General features: G+C 49.6%; 19 protein-coding genes. 2 read left to right on the plus strand and 17 right to left on the minus strand.

Annotation, left to right across the window (positions count from 1 at the left end):
- Positions 1-133: 133 nt before the first annotated feature.
- The 4 genes from OOT00_RS14705 to OOT00_RS14720 all read right to left on the minus strand — a co-directional run bounded on the left by OOT00_RS14705 (position 134) and on the right by OOT00_RS14720 (position 3,220).
- Positions 134-349, minus strand: coding sequence for a VF530 family protein (locus OOT00_RS14705; protein WP_265426171.1), 216 nt, complete (start codon positions 347-349; stop codon positions 134-136).
- 210 nt (positions 350-559) lie between these two features.
- Positions 560-1,315, minus strand: coding sequence for a hypothetical protein (locus tag OOT00_RS14710; RefSeq protein WP_265426172.1), 756 nt, complete (start codon positions 1,313-1,315; stop codon positions 560-562).
- A gap of 7 nt (positions 1,316-1,322) precedes the next feature.
- Positions 1,323-2,363 (minus strand): hypothetical protein, encoded by a 1,041-nt coding sequence (locus OOT00_RS14715; RefSeq protein ID WP_265426173.1) that lies wholly within the window; start codon positions 2,361-2,363, stop codon positions 1,323-1,325.
- Positions 2,360-3,220 (minus strand): ion channel, encoded by an 861-nt coding sequence (locus tag OOT00_RS14720; protein WP_265426174.1) that lies wholly within the window; start codon positions 3,218-3,220, stop codon positions 2,360-2,362. Before OOT00_RS14720 ends, OOT00_RS14715 begins: the two co-directional genes overlap by 4 nt.
- Before the next feature lie 475 nt (positions 3,221-3,695).
- On the opposite strand from OOT00_RS14720, the gene OOT00_RS14725 reads away from it, so the two are divergent.
- Both OOT00_RS14725 and OOT00_RS14730 read left to right on the plus strand, forming a co-directional pair.
- Positions 3,696-4,301, plus strand: a complete 606-nt coding sequence (locus OOT00_RS14725) for a BRO-N domain-containing protein (RefSeq protein WP_265426175.1) — start codon at positions 3,696-3,698, stop codon at positions 4,299-4,301.
- A 926-nt stretch (positions 4,302-5,227) separates the two neighbouring features.
- A complete protein-coding gene (locus OOT00_RS14730; RefSeq protein WP_265426177.1) occupies positions 5,228-5,809 on the plus strand; it encodes a GspH/FimT family pseudopilin in 582 nt (193 codons plus the stop codon).
- 356 nt (positions 5,810-6,165) lie between these two features.
- Here the strand turns inward: OOT00_RS14730 and OOT00_RS14735 are convergent, their stop codons facing one another.
- The 13 genes from OOT00_RS14735 to OOT00_RS14800 all read right to left on the minus strand — a co-directional run bounded on the left by OOT00_RS14735 (position 6,166) and on the right by OOT00_RS14800 (position 21,902).
- Positions 6,166-6,576: a type IV pilin protein gene (locus OOT00_RS14735; RefSeq protein WP_303649999.1), complete on the minus strand. Its 411-nt coding sequence runs from the start codon at positions 6,574-6,576 to the stop codon at positions 6,166-6,168.
- A 98-nt stretch (positions 6,577-6,674) separates the two neighbouring features.
- The gene (locus OOT00_RS14745) at positions 6,675-10,268 is read right to left on the minus strand and encodes a pilus assembly protein (protein WP_265426178.1); all 3,594 of its coding nucleotides are present in this window, start codon (positions 10,266-10,268) and stop codon (positions 6,675-6,677) included.
- A gap of 22 nt (positions 10,269-10,290) precedes the next feature.
- A complete protein-coding gene (locus OOT00_RS14750; protein ID WP_265426179.1) occupies positions 10,291-10,584 on the minus strand; it encodes a hypothetical protein in 294 nt (97 codons plus the stop codon).
- Between the two features lie 32 nt (positions 10,585-10,616).
- On the minus strand, positions 10,617-11,114 hold the full coding sequence (locus OOT00_RS14755; protein ID WP_265426180.1) for a pilus assembly PilX family protein: 498 nt from the start codon (positions 11,112-11,114) through the stop codon (positions 10,617-10,619).
- 15 nt (positions 11,115-11,129) lie between these two features.
- On the minus strand, positions 11,130-12,224 hold the full coding sequence (locus OOT00_RS14760) for a PilW family protein (RefSeq protein WP_265426181.1): 1,095 nt from the start codon (positions 12,222-12,224) through the stop codon (positions 11,130-11,132).
- Between the two features lie 52 nt (positions 12,225-12,276).
- A complete protein-coding gene (gene pilV, locus OOT00_RS14765) occupies positions 12,277-12,750 on the minus strand; it encodes a type IV pilus modification protein PilV (protein ID WP_265426182.1) in 474 nt (157 codons plus the stop codon).
- A gap of 378 nt (positions 12,751-13,128) precedes the next feature.
- A complete protein-coding gene (locus OOT00_RS14770; protein ID WP_265426183.1) occupies positions 13,129-17,772 on the minus strand; it encodes a PilC/PilY family type IV pilus protein in 4,644 nt (1,547 codons plus the stop codon).
- 71 nt (positions 17,773-17,843) lie between these two features.
- On the minus strand, positions 17,844-18,479 hold the full coding sequence (locus OOT00_RS14775) for a hypothetical protein (protein WP_265426185.1): 636 nt from the start codon (positions 18,477-18,479) through the stop codon (positions 17,844-17,846).
- Between the two features lie 25 nt (positions 18,480-18,504).
- Entirely contained in the window at positions 18,505-18,924 is a 420-nt protein-coding gene (locus OOT00_RS14780; protein ID WP_265426187.1) for a type IV pilus modification PilV family protein, read from the minus strand.
- Between the two features lie 16 nt (positions 18,925-18,940).
- A complete protein-coding gene (locus tag OOT00_RS14785) occupies positions 18,941-19,537 on the minus strand; it encodes a PulJ/GspJ family protein (protein WP_265426188.1) in 597 nt (198 codons plus the stop codon).
- On the minus strand, positions 19,534-20,004 hold the full coding sequence (locus tag OOT00_RS14790) for a GspH/FimT family pseudopilin (protein WP_265426189.1): 471 nt from the start codon (positions 20,002-20,004) through the stop codon (positions 19,534-19,536). Before OOT00_RS14790 ends, OOT00_RS14785 begins: the two co-directional genes overlap by 4 nt.
- Positions 20,005-20,379: 375 nt before the next feature.
- Positions 20,380-21,597, minus strand: a complete 1,218-nt coding sequence (trpB, locus tag OOT00_RS14795) for a tryptophan synthase subunit beta (protein WP_265426190.1) — start codon at positions 21,595-21,597, stop codon at positions 20,380-20,382.
- A 35-nt stretch (positions 21,598-21,632) separates the two neighbouring features.
- Complete coding sequence (locus tag OOT00_RS14800) at positions 21,633-21,902, minus strand: Trp family transcriptional regulator (protein WP_265426191.1); 270 nt, start codon at positions 21,900-21,902, stop codon at positions 21,633-21,635.
- Positions 21,903-22,261 lie beyond the last annotated feature (359 nt).

Consider the following 22,261-nt stretch of genomic DNA (forward strand, 5'->3'; position numbering starts at 1 on the left):
AAAAGGGAAGGCTGACGGGCAGATATTCAGACATGGAAAAAGCGGTTCCTTTCGGGAAACCGCTTTTTGTGTCTGGGATTTAAGGGGGGCTGCTTTTTGGGTCTTTGGAGCATAAAGGGGGCAGCCCCTTTTTTTAGACAAATGTACTTACATACAAGGTCTCCACTTTCTCACGAGCCCATGGAGTTTTACGCAAGAACTTCAGTGATGATTTAACCGACGGCTCATTTAAAAAACAGTTGATACTGATTTGTTTGTATAAATCCTCCCAGCCATAGTGTTCAACCAGGCAAGTCAAAATTTTTTCTAAGCTTAATCCATGCAGAGGATTTTTTGGCTGTTCGGTCATCGGGTCATTCTCGGTTGTTGTTAAGGTAAAAGGAGTCAGATAAAAGAGGATAAAAGGGGTCTAAGAGAAAAAGAGAAAAAGGGGTCTGACCCCTTTTTCCTTTTTTCTCCTTCGGCTCACCGGGAAATTTTTGTTGGCGGCCTTTGTTCGGTCCTATGCACAAAGGATGACAGCGGAAATTTATCCGGTGCAGCCGATTATTAGCCGCTGTCACTCGTTTAGCGTCTTATTCCCTTCCCCTTTCGGCGGAATCACAGAATCAAAAAACTTCTCTGTGGGCGGTGCAGGTCTAGTCGGCTCCGGGATGAGCGGCTGCGATGGCGCTGCAGGTGACTGTTGAGAACTGGCCGGAATCTTGTTTGTATCTTCCGTCATAACCACCTCCAATGGCTGTCTAGTTTGCAAAATTTCAACTACTACGGCTTCTTTCTCATTCGACACTGTTTGAACATAGAAATAGTACGGCATAGAAGCCAATACGAATGGAATAGCTAATGTTGCCGCAACCTGTGCCCGAAGAATACCTGTCATTCGTCGCCTATTCACGCCGGCGTTGTGCGAAATTGATTCGTTCAGGGACATGAGGAGAATGTGCTTTGTGTCACATATTGACTCTTTGATGCTTGAACCACCTTGGTAGTACTCAAACAGAGCGGGCGGCTTAATGCCAGCTTTGTACTCAAACCCTCTGAACAAAACGAAAAACACGAAGGCGAGCGACACCAACAATAGAAGAATTGACAAGGAAGCTGGTACCGAGAACAGCCAGAATCCTAAACCGGCGAAGTATCCAGCCCCATATGTTGAAAGCAGAGAAACTACAATCACAGCTGCGGGCGTCAGGAGCACTCCAGATATGAAGGCAATGCGATCACGAATCCTATCCGTTGTCGCAAGCTCGGAATCGAGCGCTTTATCTGAACGCTCCAAGAACCAATCGAGACACTGCTCTACATCATCACTCATTCAGAACCTACCCAAGCCCAATCAGACGGCTAACGGGGCGGCGGATCAGCTGCAAGGATAAAAGGGGTCTGACCCCTTTTACTCTTGGTCTTTGGAATATAAAGGGGTCTGGCCCCTTTTCTTTTAAAGCAAAGCGGAAGCCAGGACGTTTTTGGCAGTCCGTGTTAACGCGCTTGTTAGCCGCTTCTCTAAATTGCATAAGATATAACGATAAAAACTTTTTACCTCTTACAGATGTGCTGGAGTAATGATTTGGATTTAAGATCATTCGCATCACATGGGCTTCATGCTTTTTTCCACACTTAACATTAGGAAACATAATCCTCAATGATTCTATATAACGCAGCAATTCGTAATTTGACTCAAAGCCATCAATCGCTCTATCAAATAAATAACTTTTGCTTGATAGCCGTACAACAGGAGGAATGCCCAGTATTCTTATCAGTATGTCATGCCACTTTAAAAGAATTTGGTCCACCTGGGATCCAGTAGCTATTCCGCTCCTGTAAATAGATTTGCATTTCCTAAGAGCAAGAAATGTTTCAGCTTCTATTTTTCCCAAATTAAACTCTTGCTCTATTTCGCGAGTTAACTGAACCACATTAAATAGAACTCGCCTTTTTCTTGCAAAGTACTTTATAAAATAATCTCTCGATAAAACGAACAAATAATCAGCAAGCCACCAAGAAGCCACATAACTATTAGGGCTACTCAGGGCATTGAGAAGGCTTTTTCTAGAACGCTCCATTTCCTCAAAAGATGGAGGGATTAGGTCGCATTTAGCAATAAGCGCCTTGAACGTATCGCCACTATCATAAAGCACCTGGGACTCATGCTTTAAATGCTGCAAGAACAATGAACCTTGCAGCCTCATAGATTCAAGTTGATACGGCGTGTAAACGGAAACATTATAACCAAGAGAAGAATATGTCTTTATGGCATCTTTTTTATTTTTAGAGTTGCAGATAACAAGCAAGTCTTTGTCACTTTGACGGTCGCTTCCACCGGACACCTGCGATCCGAATAAAACTGCAGAAATTATCGTCATGTTTTTATCACCCTAGAACTTATTGATTTCAGGAACAACGAAATAACAACAATCCCCAATGTAACTTCCACGGCAACAACGAGCTTTCCGAGTTGAGTGGTTGGGGATATATCGCCATAACCAAGAGTAGTTAGGGTAACCAAAGTAAAGTATACAGAATCAAGAAATGAGCATATAACGCCATCCCCAAATAACTCTACCCGAAAATAATAATTGATACCTGAAAATATTAAAACAATGATTACATATGTAATCAGAACTCTGTGCAACTTTAGGCCATAGCCAGAAGTTAGGAAATCAAAAGTATGAACCATTTTTTTCCGCAAGAACGTATGTAATTTTATTCTTTTTCGATCCAATTGAGAGTTGAGATGTGCATTTTCAGCTCGATACATCATGTAAAGGCTTTCTTTTGCCCTGTCCGGTTGCCTTTCATTACTTAGGTTTTTGTATAGACTATGGTACAGATCTGCTGCTATGTTCGTATCCGCTTTTAGATCAAAGTTTTTACTGAAATATGCTGGGTCGATAAAAGTCCTTTCAAATTGTGACTTATTAGTGTTTGTGTTGATAAATTGGCAGTCAATAAATTCACAATCGATGAATTTTGAGCTAAGTAGCAAGCACCCATCGAAAATGCAATACACAAAGCTCACGTTACGAAATGTAGTGTCTTTGAATGAGACATTTCTATATGTTTTGCTTTTTTGCCTCAGAACTCTTGATGGATCTGGATTGAACTGATCTGGAAAATACAGAACCTCTGCAAATACCCCATTAACCTCTTGCTCCAAAAACTCAACAAGAGTGTTTGTTCGAGTTGGGTTGCCAGCTATTGAAAACTTATTTGCGGCCATTATTAATCTATCTTGGTTTATCGCTTTTTAAGGCTAACAAAATATTATACAGTTCTGTATAACATGCAGGCTGAGGAGTTGTACTGCCCACAAACCCCACTGTACCATCTGAAAAAAGATCCTTTTCTATACCCCACGCACCCCAGCCTGACAAGTCCCATTTACATTTCCCGCAACTTTCCCCTGCATCCTCAACAGGCATCTTGACATTCTATTCCGGTCTGGGTATCGTTTTCATACTGTGGCAAAAAACCGCAGCCGGGATTCGCACTCCTGAAACACAGTGGCGGAAAGCGCCCACCATAAAAATGCAGGCGCATTTTTTGCGCCCTCGCTCACTCTTATGGCGGGGCTGTATGGGCCTCTTCGGAGGGCCGGTTTGCCTTGTGTCCGGTAGTGCGAACCCGTACAGCTACCGCCACCCTTTTCGCACAAGGACGGCGGATTCCTAAATTCCATACACAAGGAGACCGTCATGACACAGCATCTGTCCATCACTGATTTTACCTTTCAGAATCACACCGTAAGAACCTTATCCGAAAATGAAGAGACTTGGTTTGTGGCCAGGGATGTTTGCGATGCAATGGATATTGCATGGAAAGGGTCTGATTCTTTGCAGAGTATTCCGGAAAGCTGGAGGGTGGTCCGGAGTTTCCGGACCACCCTCAAAAACCAACACGGTGAGTACGGAGAACAGGAAAAAGAATTCATCCTCATCAACGAACCCGCCCTGTACAAACTGGCCTTCCGCTCCAACAAACCCGCCGCCGAAGAGTTTACCAACTGGGTGGCATCGGAAGTTCTCCCCGCCATCCGCAAGACGGGCCGCTATGGGTCTGTTGCTCCCGTGGACATCAACCATGGCCATGAAGATCAGATCCTTCTGGCACGGCACCTTGTCCGGGAAGTGAATGGTATGCTGGCAAGCTTACGCACCGTCGGCCAGCTTCATCAGAATATGGTGGTTTCTGTGAACAATATCCTCCGGACGGTAAGCGTACTCAGTCCGGAAGTCCATCATGAAGCCTTTCTTCAGACCCTCAGGCAGCAGAAAGAAAAATCAGGTGGGGTGCAGGCGTAAATAAGCCACATCATTGATTTCGGCTGCTACTGAATTCGGTGGAAGAATTAAAAACCAAGGCGGGCTAAGAATAAGCCTGAAAAAAACAACCAAGTAATCTTGGAGTAATCAAAAAAGAAGCACAGCAAAAAACCCTTTTCTTTTAAATAGTTAAGAAAACATTCGAAGCCCGCCGCCTCCACCAGTAACAAAATGCAAGCCGCCTTCGGGCGGCTTTTTTTGTGCTCTTTTTTCCAGAAAAGATGGGCTCTACAGCTCTTTTTGCTGAACCAGCGCATTCAATCTTATACAAAAATGCAACGTCCCTTGCCTATGATGCCAGAGCCTGAAAATATGTAAGCAGCCCCCTGCTCTTTGAAAAAGAGTTTCTCATAGACAATTATATAACTAAGCCTTTTTTGCTGTCGTTGCCGTTTGAACAAATTTTCTATGTACTTTGTGGCCTGCCGTATTGTTTCCGGTGTACGATGACAAAAAAAGTCAAAAAACAACAAAATTTGTCAGCCCTTTTCTTCCAAAACGCCTTTCTGATAACGGACATTCTGTAGCTGCATCTTCAATTGTCTGTGCATTATCGAAAAAATTTCTGCCAGAGCCCTTTTACTTATGCACCCAACAGCCCGAGCCCTCTGTCAAAGGACTGAAACTTGCAAGCAGACGAGATAAGCAGGCAAGAGGGATACCTTTTTGCTGTCACAGGTCCTTTTTTCTTTCAATATTTGGACTATTGTGCCTACTCTGTACCCACACTTACTGCCCTTTATCACCCACTGCATGCACCACACCAGTGCAGATTTGCAAAGTTGATCACACCCATCTGACTGGCGATGAACCAGGAAAGGATGGGCCAAAAAATTTGACCTTTGGCAGACCACAACCCACACAATCCTGTCACGCAGCCCTTTCTTTTATTTCCGGAGATCACCATGGGAAACCCAAAAGGTTTTACGCTTGTTGAAATTGTCGTCATCATAGCCCTGCTGGGCATTATAGCTGCCATTGCCACACCGACTTTCAGAGAAGCTCGGAATAACAATCACATCAAAACCGCCACCTTCACCCTTGGCACGGCAATGAGTTATGCAAGAAATGAGGCCATTACCCGTGGTACTTCCGTTACCATCTGCCGATCTGCCAATCCCAACGCAACGGACAGTCCAACGGGTACCATCGCCCCTTCCTGCAGCACAGCAGCCGGAACAGGATGGGAAACGGGGTATATTGTTTTTGTGGATACCGCCGGAGATGGCATACGGAACGCAGGAGAAGAACTGCTCAGGGTCTTCCCACCCAGCAGAGGCAACATTGTCATACAAGGAGTAACAAGCAGTACTCCCACGGCGGCCCCCCTTAATTCCATGACCTACCCACCTACAGGCTTTGGAAGAGACATGGGCGGCACCATTACCGCAGGCCTTCCCGGCGCCGGTGGCGTGGACACCTCTAAAACACACTTTGATATCACCATAGACCGCAACGGCCGGTTCACAACCAGCGGGCCCAAATAAATAACTCAAGTTTCGGACTTGAGTAGTAAAGCTGTGTTGATTTTTGATCTTGGGTGTTGTATTCATAAAAAGCCTCTTTCTTTAGTGGATTCGACGGTTTAGGCGATTGTCTTATACACTAAATTAAGGGGCCTTTAAATATGGAAAATCTACGACTTTAAGATTTTATCATTTAAAATCAAAGCATTGTGGCAAGTCCGAAACTTGAGTAAACAAAACTTACTAAAAAATCCATTTACCACTCAACGCAGATAAAAATGCCTGCTTGCTCTCATCAGATCGGAAACAGCAGTTGCTTTGTCGAGTGGGTTTCGGCCTTACTGGCAACAGGGAGATAGCTTCTCCCTGTTGCCCCGCTACCAGCATACAGCGCTGGAATCCTCATCCGTTGCCGTTCTTGCTGTCTTCTGCCCCTGATGATTGATTACCATACGATTGCATCGGGTATCCCTTGCCTGTCCTCCCGTGGGAGTAGCCGTTAAGGTAAACCCCCCACCACTGCTGGTGACTGCAAAAGAAATGGCATACCGTCCCTCTGCCGATGTCAGGCCTGCGCCCATCGCACCGGTATAGGTATTATTCCGCACATAAAAACGTTCCGCCTGCTGAGCCCGCTCCATCAGACTGGCTCTGGCATCGGAACGACCGGACCGGAGAACATGGTTTGTATACTGCGGCCATGCTATACCCGCAAGAATACCGATCAATGCAATCACAATCATCAGTTCAACAAGGGTAAATCCATTCTCACCATCCCTCTTATTCATACAACCCCCTTCAACGGTTTTTCTGAATCAAAGCTGCCCGCATCATACACTGATGCGGGCAGCACAATTCACATCACAAAAACTTACTGCAAAAAGAACTACGGCAACTGCCGCCAGGAACGACGGCCCAGCCGGGACGTATCGCCAGGACTGGGAACGGGCTCTAAGTTACCTTCCGTATCCGTAATAATCATGAATTCCTGATTATTGGATCCCGGCAGGGGAGTAGGCCTCGTAATCAGTCCCTTCTCAAAGGCCATACCGGAAACAGCATGGTCTCCGTCGCCAATGGTGCCATCCGCATTGGTATCAAATACCTTTCCTTTAGGCTGGCCGCAGGTCAGTGCATCCACCTGCATGAGCCACCCCGTACCCGCAGCAGGAGAACAAGGATCCTTGCTATCCGACGGAATGAGGGTAGAAAACGCCGCACGCCCGTGGCGGAGGACAGGGGCCGTTACCACCCGTTCTCCACGTCCCCCCACAGAGGCAAGACTCAGATCCAGATAGCATCCGTCGGTTTTTTTATCATCCGCATTGCTGCTGATCACCCGGAAAAGAGGCCCTTTCGAGTCAAAACGCTTTTCCTCCAGTATGGACTGACCCAGCAGGGTAGACCTGTCCTGCTTGGCTATGGCAGCGCCATTATCCCGGATACCATAAAAGGACTGCACAGATGGACTGGTACCGACAATGTTATCGCCCTCTTCAAAATACTTTCCGGTTCCAAAAAGAACCACATATCCGCTATCCGGGTGTTTCCGTATATCCACAGGGGCTGTGATGGGTTGCGCGTCACCAGCTGCATTTTTAGCCGTAAAGAGGGGGACTTTTTTGCTACCACTCGTAAAAGCCACATCCCATTGGCCACTATTGCCATGGGTGAGATCAAACTTCCATACATTACCAAGAAGATCCCCTGCATAGGCATGCTGAAGCACACGCTTTTCATTTACAAGCAAAGTCACAGGCGACAGCCCATTGGCATTACCCGCCCCTCCTGCGCCCGTATCAATTTTCTTCATAAGCTGTCCGTCACGAAGACGTACAATAAACAGGGAGGCTTCCTTGCTTTTACCTCTGTAACCATTCCCCAGAATCACCACCCATTCCCCACCAAGAAAACCGATAACGGGTTGTCCCAGCACATACCCCAGATCCTCATGGGTAAACTCCCACATGACGTTCTGTTCATTGAGCTTTACCGTATCTCCATCATAGGGAGTTGTCACATCCAGGGCATAAATCCCCTTTCCTCCCGCACCAAGGGTTCCGACCAGAACCGTTCTCCATTTTTCCGTGGCCTCCTGAGGTGTCCGGATATGGACATCCCCCACGGCCATGGGACCATCCACATAATACCGATGGCTGTACTCACGACTTGCCAGCTCCTTCAGTCTTGGAAAGACAAGATTCGGCACATAGGCAAAAATCTCTTTGCCCGTAGCCGCATCAAAAGCGTGCAGCATGCCGTCATTGGCGCCTACGTACAGAACCCGCTTCCGGCTTCGGTTGCCTATCCGGAAGGTACCATAAGTGTCTCTTCCGGCAGTGCCCTCGGGAAGGAGATGGTACTGCATGTTCAGAGGCCCCACAATCATGGGATCCGAGCCAATGATATCTCCCAGAACCGTGCGGTCAGAGCGGGTGCGGAATTGGGTTTTGGAGGTATCTCCACGGAGCCAGCCCAGCAGATCCGCATCATCATTCAGCTGATTTTGCTGCTCTTCACTGATGCTGTTCCACTGAAAAGCCACCCCTTTGGTGCCATCATGGGTAAAAATTCTCCGCTGGCTATGGCCAGGAATGACCCCATCCGTAAAAGTATCCCATGCGGCAGTGGTGCTGACCACCCCTTTTTTACTGATGGGGAATGCCCGCATCCGGCCACTCCAGTCCCTGCTGTCAAAAACAGCCTGATAAACGAGGGTATTGTCCGTAATACGGGTGCTGTTGGCCACAATGGCCGTCATGCTTCCTTCGATATCGCCCGCAATGTTATCCAGCAGCTTACTCAGTTCATCGGCAAAAGTAATGGGATCCGCCGCACTGAAAAAACCTCCCCTGCTGTTCACTCCGGCATGCAACAGATCATCTATCTTAGCGGCATCAGTGGTTGGAGAGGGCCAGTTAATGGTCTGCCCATTCTCCACAGCCAGAAACGCCGCCTGAGGGTCAATGGATCCTGTCACACCAAGTCCCACGCCAAAAGTCATCATATTCTGCCAGAATGCCGGGTTGCTGACCCTTTCCAGCTCTTTTGTATCATCATTATATCTGGCCTTAATTTCAAAAACATTGTTGGGCAAATCCGGCCGTAAGTCCTCTTTCCAATACGTCATGGCAACGTCAGCCAATGTATCACTGACTGAATCTGAAAAAGTTGGCCCTATCGTAAATGTTTCCACGGTCCCATCCGGGCGCTCGTGAGAAAAAGAAGTCTTCTCCCTGTCAGCATTACCCACATTTGGACTACTTCCATTCCAGTAGCCATCGGTCATCAATATGGTGTAACTACTACGGCAGCTGATGTGACTCTCCGTATTATTGGTTCCCGGCACAGCCCCCCATGGCCCCCGATTATCCCGCCTTTTAAAGTACTCCCCCGCAGCCTTAAGGGAAAGCCGCAATGGCGTTCCAGCAGATGGGATATCATCCGTATACAAGTGGGTAAAAAAACGCTGTCTGTCCGCACCCCTGAACGGCCGGACACCCATTTTTATTTTTTCTGTTGCAACACCATCAATGGTTGAACGGCCCTGATTAATGGAACCGTACCCCACACGCATATACTCTCCCTGCTCAGAAAAAGCCCTTCCGATAGCCGCTCTGGAAGCTAGTATTCTGGAACGGTAATATGTATACCAGTTAGCAAAGTTCTGCATCTCCTGAGCCTGAGTACAGGAGGCTATGACATTGCCGCCCTCCTGTCTAGTACTGCAATCCGATCTGGTTTCAGGAGTTCTGCCATGCCCTTCAAATCGGGTGGCAGCTGTGATCGATCCATTATAGCCCGTGTCACCCACATTAATCGATATGCGTTGATAGTTATTGACAAGCCAAGGATCTCCACCTGTATACCAATAGTAAAAAGCTGGCCAGTAGGCCACCCTTGAACCACCAGAACAACTGCTCAGAGAAGAGCACCGAATAGGTTGCGCGTCTGTCCCCCGTGAAGTATATCCTGCCCTCGTTCCCGCTCTCCGGGTTGTGAGGTCAAAATAGCCTAACCACTCCTTTTCAGGATTATGATAAGCAGCTTCCGGATCCGCATCTGTGTAGGAGCTGCCATCTGCTTTTTTCCACGGTTTATACTCTACGGCAGGATTATAATAACTGGCATTATGTTGAGGGGAGCGGGCAAACGCATTATATGGCTGATCCCTTTCAAAAGTCGGGATACGGTTGGTATAACCATGGCCACTATTGTATGCTTCGGATACCCTGGGGAAAATGTAGTAGGATTGTGAAAGAATATGCTCATCTGGAGTTATTTCAAAATGCATGGAGCCTGAATCATCGATAATAAATAAAAGATTGGGCTCTACGGAAGTTGAAAGAAAAAGTGGCTCCTGAGGAAGCTCATCCGCAGCAGCCATGCTTCCCCATACCAAAACAGCTGCCAGTCCCATCTGTACCAATATCAAGAAGCTGGCCTTGCCCATAGATCGCTTGATTTGCTGCATCATCATGCATGCCCCCTAAAAATACGCCTCAGTTTTCAATCCGGAGATAAACGATTCTGTTTTCACCCTCTCGCACACTCTTCAGCTGAAAAACCACACGCTTTCCAGCTAAAAGGGCATGATCGTCCCAACTTCCATCTTTTCTTACAGAGTCCTCGAGGGCAGCAAGATCTGAGATAACATATTGTTTTTTATCAATGAAAACAACCCTGCTTTCAGGGTCGAAACTTTCTACTACCCCTTGAAAAAGCGGTACAGCCATAAGACTCTGCGGGGCTAGCGAGCACAACAAAAGTATTGCCCAGACTAACTTTCTGTTCATGGGGATCTCCTCATATACAAAAAAACTTCATTTCAATAAACAAACGTTGTTTCCAGCATAACCGTTGCCCGGGTATTGGGACTTTGGGCTCTGGAACGGATACGGTATAGAATGGCAAAATCCTCACTAGGGACAAAGGCAATGGAATTCGCACCCGCATCCTCAATGGACCTCACTTCCTCAATGATAAAAACAGCATTGCTATCCGCATCCTGCATGGGGTTTCTTGCAGGAAGCCACCAGTCAGCAGGTAAAGGACTGCTGACACTGTGGTAGCGACCGTCCTGACCATTAAAAGCAGGCGGATTAATTCCCCAGGCCGCAAACCGCGCTTCCGCCGCCCTGAGGCCGGATTCCGCCGCCTGAAAGGCGCGGTCCCTCTGTTCCATATTGCCAGCCATACGCTCCTGAAGGGTGGTAGACTGCATGGCTGCAATGCCAATAAGGGTAAGAATGACCAGCAGAACGAGGGAGGTGATAAGGATAATCCCTTTTTCATTATCGCTGACAGAGTGAATCGTTTTTATCATGGCATTCATCCTTGGTTAGCGGATACGGTTACGAAGGCCAACGGTTCCGGAAAAAACCATGCGCATGCGGCGATCCCCCGGTGCGGTAAAGTCCGTAGCGCCATTTCCAGAAACATCATAGGTTCCGGCATCAGCCGGGGCATTGGGATCACTGATCAGGGGGGTTCGGAGCAACAGACCAAAACGCACACTGAGCACTCTGCCCCAGTCCGTCACTGCATTTGCATTTACATAGCCATTCACCATCCCATCCCCGTTTGTATCCACCCCATAACGCACCTGAAAGTTATCTACCCCGGAAATGACAAGATCAGCGAGAGACCTTGTGGGCCGGGACATGCTGAACAAAGAAGGGATGTTGGTGATAGGATCATTGGCCACATAAAATATCTGGGTCTGGGGCACAAACACCTCTGCTCCGGTACTGAACCCACCCGCAAGGGGTACACTGGCATTGCCGGGCACCAGGTCACTCGTTGGCCCCCTTGCAATAACTCCTGTATCTGAACAGGAAGTGGTCTGAAAAATGACAGCCGTATGACAGTCCGCAACCATGAGGATATCGCCACCGTCCTCCTGCAACAAACCTTCCGGCAGCGAATCCACCGTAAAATTCCCATCAGAATCCATAGAGCCTGTCAGGGTCATTGGCTGGCCAATGGGGAGCATGCCCCGGATAACCAGAATATCACTTCCCGTAAGGGGCGGAGGATCCAAGGCCATGGCATTCAGTCCTGTGGCCGTGGGGGATACTTCTCCTGCACTGTCTCGCCATGTGTTCTCTGCACTGGCTTCCAGACCATAAATACCGCGGGTAAAGTTTACGGCAAAAAAATCGGGGTTATTCAGCCCGCTCTCCACCGTATCCGGATCAGACAGACACCCCAGATAACCGGCCCCCTGTATTTCTGAGCGCAGAAAGGCCAGTGCCATGCGGCCGTCTTCCTGCAGTCTTGCCAGTGCCTCATTGGTTGAGTAACTTCGGACAGTCCCCGCAAATACCTGATAAATGCCCGTCCCCAGCAACATGGCTACGGCAAGGGTAACAAGCAGCTCCACAAGGGTAATGCCGGAACGGGATTTCCAGACTCTGACCACTTCTTTTTTCATCTCTATTCTGCTCCACTCCATAGATGGGGAAAACGGGTCTCAGCCATGCGGTTCAGGGACGGGTTGCCATACTGATCTGACGAAAAACCGTGCCATCACCCTCAGCAGCTTCACCAGCTTCTCCATCTCCCCTGACTCCTTCTCGCCATTCCACGGTCACGGTCACCACTCCTCCGCTAACCAGCACCGCACCTCTACCACCGGCCAGACTGCCCGTAAGGCCGTTTATCCATTCCCGCAGGTCCACCTGATGAATCAGGTCTCCTGCAGGAGCATCCTTTGTCAATCCCAGAGCATAGGAGGCCATATTGTCCCGGTTAGCCCGGATCCGGTCCAGGATGTCCTCGCTGTGCTGCACTGCCCTTGAACGCAGAAGGGCACTGTGATTATCCTTAAGGGTCCTGTTCTGCAAAGCGGCAAGGGCCAGCAACCCTATGGAAATGATCACCATCACAATCAGGACTTCAATAAGGGTAAAGCCGGATTCCTGCCTGCCATCTTGTTTCATTGTCAGATATTTCTGCACCGTGAACTTCCTTTATGGCAAAATGACCATGAAAAAATACCACCTGAAAGCGCCTGCATATTTCAGATCATACTATCAGAATAACAATGTTTACAACCGGAATCACCAGCCGGTGACTATCTCTCCCAGCGCCCTTGCCCTTAGGGTTTCAAGTATTTTCAAGATACATCCCTGCCGATTCCTGCTTTTCATCTTACCCATTGGGTGAGAAAGCAAATACCGCACCAGCACAAACAACCACCCATGCTGGCGCATAAAAAAAGACAGAAGATCCGGAATGTCAATATTTGTCAAAAAACGACCAAAATTGTCACCCCGCTCTTCTGCCCACGCCAGCTTCCTCCCGGCATTTCCCCGCCCTTCTCCATCCAGACCGAATCAACGCATACGCCAGTAGAATAGCCCCTCCCCTTCCCGGACAATCACCTTATGCACCATGGTATTGAACTGTGAGCCGGGTGCCAGAAGCACATCCGTATCTTTACCGTGGAGAATATTCGGTCTGTGCACCATGCCTTCCATCCGGCTACGGGATACGGACAGAGCCATGCCATTCACAATCAGGCTATCATTATATTCCCAGCTGCCATCTTCTTTCTCCTTCCCCCCCTCCAGCCTCCCATTGCCATCCACATCAAACACAGCCTGACCCGCCCGACCGCCCGTGCAGCTTTCCACGGCATTCAGCCAGGAATAACCTCCGGACATGCATGGAGAAAGGCTTCCTTCGGGGACAAAAGAAATACCCATGGCATAGGCTCCATGGATCAGGGTATCCTGCACCATACGTTCCCCCTTATCCGGCAAATCAAACAACCAGCCCACGGTGCTGCCCTCTTCCAGCTGCAGTGGCTGCTGCAGTCCATTGCCCGCCTTTTTCACAGCATACTCCTGCGGGTGGGCACTGTGGGAAGCTACCACAGAGGCCACATCCGAAGCTGCCTGCCCGGTTTTCCCTCCATCAGGAGGCCGCAGAGATGCTGCTTCAACCCGCTGTTCCACCAAACGATAGCGACTCCCGTTCAGCCCGTAATGCCTGGCACCTCCCGTTCCGGTTACCCACCGGGACCGATCCAGACTTCCCAGCCCCCTGCTCTGATCTCCCAGACCATGATCCCATAGGCCGTAGAAAGTCTGCTGATCAAAATTCTCCAGATCCCTGCCATGAAGATATTTACCCGTACCCCAGACAACCACATACCCCAAACCGGAACAATGCCTCCCTATACCCGGCTTGGCCGTAATGGACTGAGGATCCTCCCCTTCCCTCCCCACTCCTTTAAAAAGGGGGGCAGGCCTGCCACCATCCTGAAAGGCCACCTTCCAGTCCATGACACTGGAGGAGGAAATATCGAATTTCCACATGTTACCCTTCAGATCTCCGGCATACACCCAGTCTGCCCGGCCGTTTCTGGTTGCATCCACCACGGCCGGACTGGAAAGGCCGTTTCCAGACGCCTCCCCCGTCCTTAACCTTCTGATTTCCTGACCGGTCAGGGCATTCACAATCATCAGCACCGCCTCCCCGGAATCACTGCCATACCCGTTTCCAAAAACAGCCACCCATGGATTGTCCGGGACATTGGACCGCACCACGGCCACGGTACTGAAAGAATATCCCATATCCTTTTCATTGATACGGCTTTCCGTGGGAGGAAACTCCCATGGAGAAAGCCCCAGCACCAGTTCGTTTTCCCCCAGTCCTGCTTTTTTAACAGACCAGCCCCTGCGGGTATCCCTTAGCGTCATACCGATAATTCCCCGCCCTCCCTTACGCAGACCAGCTACCAGCAGATCCTTCAACCCTGCGTTGTGCGCAAGGGTCCGGATGGTAATGGGACCATCCACAAAATACCGGTGGTGATCCATATACTCCGGCCGCATCAGCTCCCAAAGATGGGCATGACCAAAGGATGGCAGAAAAGCAAACAGCTCACGGCCATCCTTCGCGTCAACGGCATGCAGCATGCCGTTATTGGAACCGACATAAACAATTCCACGATGATAAACCGGAGCCGAATGGACCATATCTCCCATCCTGCAGATATGATTCGGTGCCCCCTCATATCGAAGCCTTCGTTCACGGTAACCCGACATATCCTTTCCCCGGGTATAATCCAGAATATGGCGGGCCGAAGGCCTGAGTGAGGGCTCCATTCTTTCAGGACCAGCCTCCAGGCTTTCTTTCACCTCACCGGGTATGAAGCCTTCACGAAAAACAAAGCCCTTCCCATGAAAGGAAATAATTTTTCTGTCTTCAGGATTCATCTCACTGAGCTTGTGCGCCGCACTCCAGGTTTCCGCAGCTGCCTCCATACCGGAAGGCAAGCCATGCAAGGGTCTGGCCGTCAGGTCTCCCAGCCAGTCTCCGGGATAATACCGGGTCTGGTACAGGGTCATCCTTTCCACAAGACGCTGGCTGTCCACGGCAAAGGAAGAACCGGAAGCCTGGCTCCGCTGCAGGATATCTCCCAGAAGACGACCCATGGCAGCGGCCATATCCTCAGGATATCCCGCACTCATGTAGTGCCCCCGGCCATTCACCGTGGCATGGAACAGATCATCCATTTTATCGGCATTATCCCAACTGCCAATATCACCCTGCGGCCACGGCCATGCATCCGGAACGGCACCGGGTTCCCAGAATCTGTGGGTCCTGGGGTTGATGCGCCCGGGTTCACCAAAAACCAGTGCCGATGTTACCATGTGCTGTCGGCTGTTCTGATCATAAAAACTAATGGGGACAAGATCGGGAAGATCCGGTGCAAGGTCTCTTGCATAATAATACCTGGCCACATCCGCCAGGGTATTGGCAACACCATCTCCGTCCGCATCCCCCACATGAACCCCCGTTCCTTCGGTCCAGATTCCATCCGTGACAATGAGAACAAAAGCCTGCTGACAGCCACCTCCTTCTGCCTCGGAAACATAGGGAGAAACACCCAACCCTGTGGATGCCGGAGGAACAAGGTCCGTAGCATAGTACCTGCCAACCACATCCAGTGCTTCGCGGAGAGGCTTTGCACTGTTGGCAGAATCTTCAGGGACTTCTATCCGGTACAGATGGTTGAAAAGCATCTCTCTCCTGTCTTCACTCTCACAATCCCTTCCCCTCTGCACAAAACGGACAGCATCGGCACTGGTAGGCCTGTGGGGCCAGATTTCACCGCGGCGGAGCTGGACCACCATCCTTCCGGCTTCCTGCCCCTCTTCCACCACAATGGCCGTAAGCCGGTTCCAGCGCCCGGGATACCCTCCCTCCGGACCGCCATCCTGGTTCACCCCATACTCCGGCCCCCAGGCAATACGGCCTTCCTTATCCTCAACACCAACCCTGTACCGGGCTCTCCGGTCTCTCTGAATCAGAGGCCCCACCCGTGCGCAGCGGGTCCAGCGGATGTCCACATCATAGATTCCCGCTTCCGGTATCCGCGCATACCATAGCGCCCCCGCCTCCGATGCCCCGGCCGTGGCAAGGGCATAGCGGGAAGATCCCTTGTATGCCGCCATGGAAGACGAATCTCTCCACTCAACCGACGTACCATATTCCCCATAGCTTTCCGGGCCATCTTTACTGTCGACAATAACCACAGGTCCCCCCGCCGGGCTGCCCAGCCCCAGCACAGACTGACTTCCGCCCCTTCCCATAAGACTGTGGAAACCGACCCTTACCTTATCCAGATTCTGGACCACACTGGCTGCAGCGGCCTTACTGACATGCAATCTGGTTCTGTAATACTGAAACCAGTTGGTATAATTCTGAAGATCCGTTTCCGGTGAAACATAAAACGGGTTTCTCCCTTTTTCACAGCCTTCATCCGTATAATAAGGATCATAAAGACGGCGCAGCCTCACAGGCAGCCGGGAGACCTCCGTTGCCCTGACAGAACCCGGCTTCAACTGCCTATCCACCACGTTGTCTCCTCCCTGAACCTCATAAATCTGACGATAAACCCCGCTCCCTCCACCCAAAGCAGGCCAGGCAAAGTTCACCAAAAAAATTCTATCCCCTGCATCGGCACGGCCATTTTCGTTTACATCATCAAAGGTGAAATAATGAGCATTGGACAGCACAACCGGACTTTCCACCTCCACCCTTCCACCAACAAGCAACACCCTTGATGCCCCAACAGGCCTTGCCTTCCCCGCCGCCGCAGAAATCTCCACATAGAGATCCGGGCCATCCGGATTCAGGGAAACCACCTCGACCTCTGCAGTGACAAGCGACCCTGCCTGCTGTACTGACCTCATTGATCCCAGCAAAATGTTATCATCATGATCGTATACCCGAATCAAAACCTCTCCGGCCTGCAATCCATCTCCGTAGTGGGGCCATTGCACCCGTATGCGATGACGTCCTTTGTCCGCAACATGAAAAGCATAGGTAATCCTCGCATCCAGAGACGATGAAAAATGGCAGCTGCTATCCTGCGATGCACCTTCCCTATTGACAGAAGAAAAGCCACACGACTCCCACCAGCCATCCCTTTCTGCCATCTCACTATCCAGAACATTCCCCATACCTTCTGAAGCTCTGCTCCCAAAAGGATCTTTCATGGAAAGAACACGACCCTGCACAGGATGGGTTTTTGGCTCCAGAAGATCTGCATTGCCCATATCCGGGAATTCCCGGGTTGCGGGCCAGGGTTGATAATAAGCAAACGGGTCATAGTAAAGACGATTATAGCCACTGCAACGCGTCTCCCAATATTGAACCGGTGCCGTGCCGGGGTTACCATCCGGGCTGGATGCCCAACCTCCCTCCCACACGGAATCACGAGCAAACACATAGGCACGCCCCGAAGAATCCCCATCTTTCCCTTGCACATAGAACAGACCCTTCTCCCTGCCTTCCATCATGACTTCAAACCCCATGGACAGGGAGTTATCCATAAGAAACACAATATTGGGTGCTGGTGGCCTGATCACACTGAGCATGGGCTGATCACTGATTTCAATGGCCCCGGCCATCCCACCCTGCCATCCGGCTAAAAAACAGATAAAAGTCAACCAACACATCATCCGTGAACCTGAGGTAAATGCCATCCGCCTTCCGCCTTCCATTTGTGCCAGCAACACAAGCTGCCATGGGGCTATTGTTTTCTAAGCAACCCGATTTCCAGAAAACGGCTGCCACCGTTTACGTCCTCATATTCAGAAAAAACAGCCAATGCATTCATTCTGGCAGTACCCATATCCTGTGAACCAATGTCTGCAGGCCCCATATCCACCACCAGCACCCGCCCCCGCCCCTCTCCGATAAAAGGAAAGACACTGGCATCATTCACAGTCAGCAATGAGCTCGTATCCCAATCCGGCCAGGCACGAATAAAAGCAGAGAATTCCTCATCCGTGAGCACGGAAAAACCTGTACGGCCTTCGCCCATGGCCTTTTGAAATCCTTCACCCAGCCATGAAGAGGCTTCTTCTTCCGAACGAATCCATCCGGGCCGTTCCGGACAGTCTTCCAGCATTATTTCCGGATCACTTTGCAGCACAAGCTGGCTGGCATAGAGGCCCAAGGCTTCCACCCTGTACAGCAGAACTCTCGAATGGCTGTCATTGCCGGAAATACGAATATCCATTGTGGCAAAATAGAGAAGGGCAAAACCGGAAAGGATCATCAGGGTGAGAATGAGAAGAGTGGTAAGCAAAGCCATACCCCGGGAAGAAGACAAGGGTTTCAGAATTGTCCGCCTCCGTAATAAACTGTCTTTTTCCGATCCCATGTCACCCCTTTTTTTCCGCCCGTTTCTACAACAGGCCCGTTTTCAAGGCTTCAAAAAAGATGCGCCTTTCCTGTCCCCTGTCTTTCCAGTGAACTTCCAATGCAATCCTTGCCATTCCTGATACCGGAACATCCTGAATCACATTCCAGTAAAGGGTATAGATCCGCTGGCCACCAGCCCCACTGACCTCCTTTGTTTTCTTCCATTCACCCCCTGTCGTCTTTTCGCCATAATTCAGGAAAACATCCATGGGAAGAATCTGAAAAATCTCCAGTTCCTGGGATGCAAGAGCCGCCGCCTCCGTAAGAATGGCCGCCCGGTTAATGGCCTGCATACTGCTGATCTGAACAGAAAACACAGCAAGACCGGTGATACCAAGAAGAAGCATGGACATGAGAACTTCAACCAGTGTAAAACCCGTCTTATGGCAAAAACACTTTTCCACAACAATCTCCCGCTCCCTAAAAACCCACCCCCAGATTACGGCACTGCACCGTTGTCATAAAATCCACACGCCCCTCCCTGCCCTTACGGTCCTTATACAGGGCTCCCAGCTCAATGCGCACAGCGCGGATGCGTCCATAATCTTCCGGATGAGGATTCCGGATCACATGATTATGACGATCCAAATAGGTAAATTGCAGACGAACATCTTCCAGAAGCCTTGCAACGGCACCATCTTCACCCAAATCATTGCGTTCTTTCCTCCGAAGCCCCTGATCCACTGGATGGAAGTAATAATCCAGGCGCTTCCAGTCGTCTCCGGAACCCTGACGATAAAAAAAAGCGAAATAATCCGATGAAGCCCTTATAACGCCCGAGCCGGGAAGGGGCGAAACCACAGCATTGAATCCTGCCATGCGAAATTCATCTTCCATCCATCCCAGAACTGCCCGTACCTTCTGCTGGGTATCCGTCCGTGCTTTCTGGCGATCATGGACATCCATATGATGGATCAGCTGACTGAGAAGCACAGCACCGAGAATTCCCATAACTCCCATGGACACCACCAGTTCCATCAGAGTAAATCCCCATGTATTGGACAGCCTTTCTTTCATGTTTTTCCAACCCTGGTTCCCATATGAATGTTGGCAGGCCTTGACACAACAATTTCCCGGCTCCCTCCGGCTCCTTCCCACACCACACGCCCCCAGGTAGCTGTCATACCTTTTCTATCAAAAACATAGATATACCGGTTACTTCCACCATCGCCACTCACAATCTTGAGGGTTGAACTCAACGGAACAATCCGTATGATGTCATCATCCTTATCAAACTGTCTGCTTCCATTCCGATCCAGAAAAACAATGATACGGGTATCATTGATCAGCAGCCCCACATGCCTTCCCCTGCGTACAGCCTCGGATTTCGCAAATAAAAAAACAGCATACAGCTCCAGCGATGCGGACTGAAATCTGTAACGCTCCACCTGCCTGTAAAATCCAGGCACTGCTACGGAGCACAGAAGCGAAAAAATCGCCAAAGCCATCACAAGTTCCGTGAGTGTCATTCCCGAACGGTTCATGAAAGAAAACCCTCCACAACTTTAATTCGTATTTTTCATGGGACGGAACCAATAAGGATGTAATCACAAAAAAAGATTTCTCGCATAGAAGATGCATGAACCATGCCCACAGTAGCAGCTTTATGGGAAGCAGGCTTTAAAAAAAGCCATATTTTGTTGGGTTACACCTTACCTGAAGCGAAAAAAACATTCAGATATAACGATATAAAAACAATGAGGTTTATAAGCATACGGGTGGTAAAAATCAATTCAAACAGGATACCAACCATCAACCAAGTGATATATCACAACACAAAAAAACGCCTGCTCTTCCGATATCCACGGAAAAACAGGCGTTACGCAGCCCTTCAGCCGGCAAAAAATTACAAAAGCGAATCAGATCCCGTAAATTTTTCCATATTTTTCAACAACAAAATCAATGTCTTTATCCCCTCGACCGGAAAGATTCACCAGAATGGTTCGGGAAACATCCAGTTCAGCAGCCTTTTTCATCGCAAAGGCAAGGGCATGGGCACTTTCAAGGGCTGGAATAATGCCTTCTGTCCGGGAAAGGGTGAAGAAAGCATCCATGGCGTCCTTATCTCCGGCCGTAACATACTGAACACGACCAAGATCCTTCAAGAGGCTGTGCTGCGGCCCCACACCCGGATAATCCAGTCCGGAAGCAACCGAATACACGGGAAGGGGATCCCCTTCCTCATCCTGCAGCAAATAGGACTTAAAGCCATGGAGCACGCCGGGTTTCCCAAGGGTAAGGGTTGCAGCGTGATCCCCTTTCTCCAGACTCCGGCCCGCCGGCTCAACGCCATAAATTTCTACGGACTCATCTTCTAGAAAAGCCGTAAACAACCCAATGGCATTGGACCCTCCCCCCACGCAGGCCACAAGATTATCCGGGAGCCCACCCGTCATATCCTGAAACTGCTCCCTTGCTTCCACTCCAACAATCTGCTGGAAGTCTCTTACCATCATGGGAAAGGGATGGGGGCCAACCACAGAACCGATCGCATAAAGCTGCGTCACGGGGTCTTCCAGATAAGCTTCAAAGGCAGCATCCACAGCATCTTTAAGCGTTCTTGTCCCACGGCTTACGGGAATAAGGTTGGCACCAAGAATTTTCATACGGACAACGTTGGGGTGCTCTTTGGCAATATCCACTTCTCCCATGTAAATATCACACTCCAGCCCTACCAGAACCGCTGCCGTAGCAAGGGCAACACCATGCTGACCCGCACCGGTTTCCGCAATAATTTTCTTTTTACCCATTTTTTTGGCCAGAAGCGCTTCCCCCAGGCAATGGTTGATCTTATGGGCACCGGTATGATTGAGATCTTCCCGCTTCAAATAAATCTGGGCGCCCCCCGTTTTGCGGGAAAGGTTAGCCGCATGAAAAATCGGGCTGGGTCGTCCCACAAAATGCTTATACAGATAGGCGAGTTCCCTGTGAAAGGCGGGATCTTTCCGTATATCCTCATAAGCCATTGTTATATCATTCATTATGGCCTGCAGGGTTTCCGGAATAAAAGAACCGCCATATTCGCCGAAATATCCCTTATCATCGGGCAGGGCATAGCCCTTGAGTATTGCTGTCATATTTGTCATATCCTTCAGAAAAAAGCCCGGCCCGTTCAGGTCGGGCGATCCAAAAACTTTACGCAGGTACAGTGATCCGATTTGAGGATACGGGATCCGCGCGTTATCTTGCAAAGGCTGATACCATGCCGCTCTGCTATCCGTCGCTGGGGCTCGCCCGCATGAAGCTCTTTCAGGAGCTGCCACCTCAGACAGATATCCGAAATCTCCTTTGGGGTCAGGATTTCCCTGAGAAGTCCCTCCATATCCGAAGAGTTCTGTATCCCCGTCATAATATCCACCAGTTCCCGCCACGCTTCTTCCATGCTCCCTCCTTACTATGGCGGCCAGCGTTTCTCCGCAAAGAAACACCATTCTTCGAATCCTGTCAATGACCTTTTCCATGAGATTTACTGCTTTTCTGGGTGCTTTCAACTGCCTGGTAACAGGAAGACCTATCGCCATGAGCTTGCTGTACGCACGGATCCTGCAACAGAACCACTCCAAATTGCACTTTTTACGGACAATTCAACCCCGTCCTTCGAACAGGCCCACTGGCTAACCTTGTCAGAAAAGGCTAAAAAACGTTTTTATTCCCTGAAGCGCGGAATTTTCCTCCATTTTATCTTAAAAACTCAAGCTTCTGACTTGAGTTTTTGAGATAAAATTTGACCATTTTTATTGT

It is taken from the genome of Desulfobotulus pelophilus, from assembly GCF_026155325.1.
GTDB lineage: Bacteria > Desulfobacterota > Desulfobacteria > Desulfobacterales > ASO4-4 > Desulfobotulus > Desulfobotulus pelophilus.

Coding starts and splice junctions, on each gene's coding strand:
- OOT00_RS14715 (WP_265426173.1), bottom strand. CDS start 2,363: ATGACGATAATTTCTGCAGTTTTATTCGGATCGCAGGTGTCCGGTGGA.
- trpB (WP_265426190.1), bottom strand. CDS start 21,597: ATGACAGCAATACTCAAGGGCTATGCCCTGCCCGATGATAAGGGATAT.
- OOT00_RS14735 (WP_303649999.1), bottom strand. CDS start 6,576: ATGAATAAGAGGGATGGTGAGAATGGATTTACCCTTGTTGAACTGATG.
- OOT00_RS14755 (WP_265426180.1), bottom strand. CDS start 11,114: ATGATAAAAACGATTCACTCTGTCAGCGATAATGAAAAAGGGATTATC.
- OOT00_RS14800 (WP_265426191.1), bottom strand. CDS start 21,902: ATGGAAGAAGCGTGGCGGGAACTGGTGGATATTATGACGGGGATACAG.
- OOT00_RS14730 (WP_265426177.1), top strand. CDS start 5,228: ATGGGAAACCCAAAAGGTTTTACGCTTGTTGAAATTGTCGTCATCATA.
- OOT00_RS14725 (WP_265426175.1), top strand. CDS start 3,696: ATGACACAGCATCTGTCCATCACTGATTTTACCTTTCAGAATCACACC.
- OOT00_RS14705 (WP_265426171.1), bottom strand. CDS start 349: ATGACCGAACAGCCAAAAAATCCTCTGCATGGATTAAGCTTAGAAAAA.
- OOT00_RS14750 (WP_265426179.1), bottom strand. CDS start 10,584: ATGAACAGAAAGTTAGTCTGGGCAATACTTTTGTTGTGCTCGCTAGCC.
- OOT00_RS14720 (WP_265426174.1), bottom strand. CDS start 3,220: ATGGCCGCAAATAAGTTTTCAATAGCTGGCAACCCAACTCGAACAAAC.
- OOT00_RS14785 (WP_265426188.1), bottom strand. CDS start 19,537: ATGAAAGAAAGGCTGTCCAATACATGGGGATTTACTCTGATGGAACTG.
- OOT00_RS14775 (WP_265426185.1), bottom strand. CDS start 18,479: ATGGGATCGGAAAAAGACAGTTTATTACGGAGGCGGACAATTCTGAAA.
- OOT00_RS14710 (WP_265426172.1), bottom strand. CDS start 1,315: ATGAGTGATGATGTAGAGCAGTGTCTCGATTGGTTCTTGGAGCGTTCA.
- OOT00_RS14745 (WP_265426178.1), bottom strand. CDS start 10,268: ATGATGATGCAGCAAATCAAGCGATCTATGGGCAAGGCCAGCTTCTTG.
- OOT00_RS14770 (WP_265426183.1), bottom strand. CDS start 17,772: ATGATGTGTTGGTTGACTTTTATCTGTTTTTTAGCCGGATGGCAGGGT.
- OOT00_RS14760 (WP_265426181.1), bottom strand. CDS start 12,224: ATGAAAAAAGAAGTGGTCAGAGTCTGGAAATCCCGTTCCGGCATTACC.
- OOT00_RS14790 (WP_265426189.1), bottom strand. CDS start 20,004: ATGAACCGTTCGGGAATGACACTCACGGAACTTGTGATGGCTTTGGCG.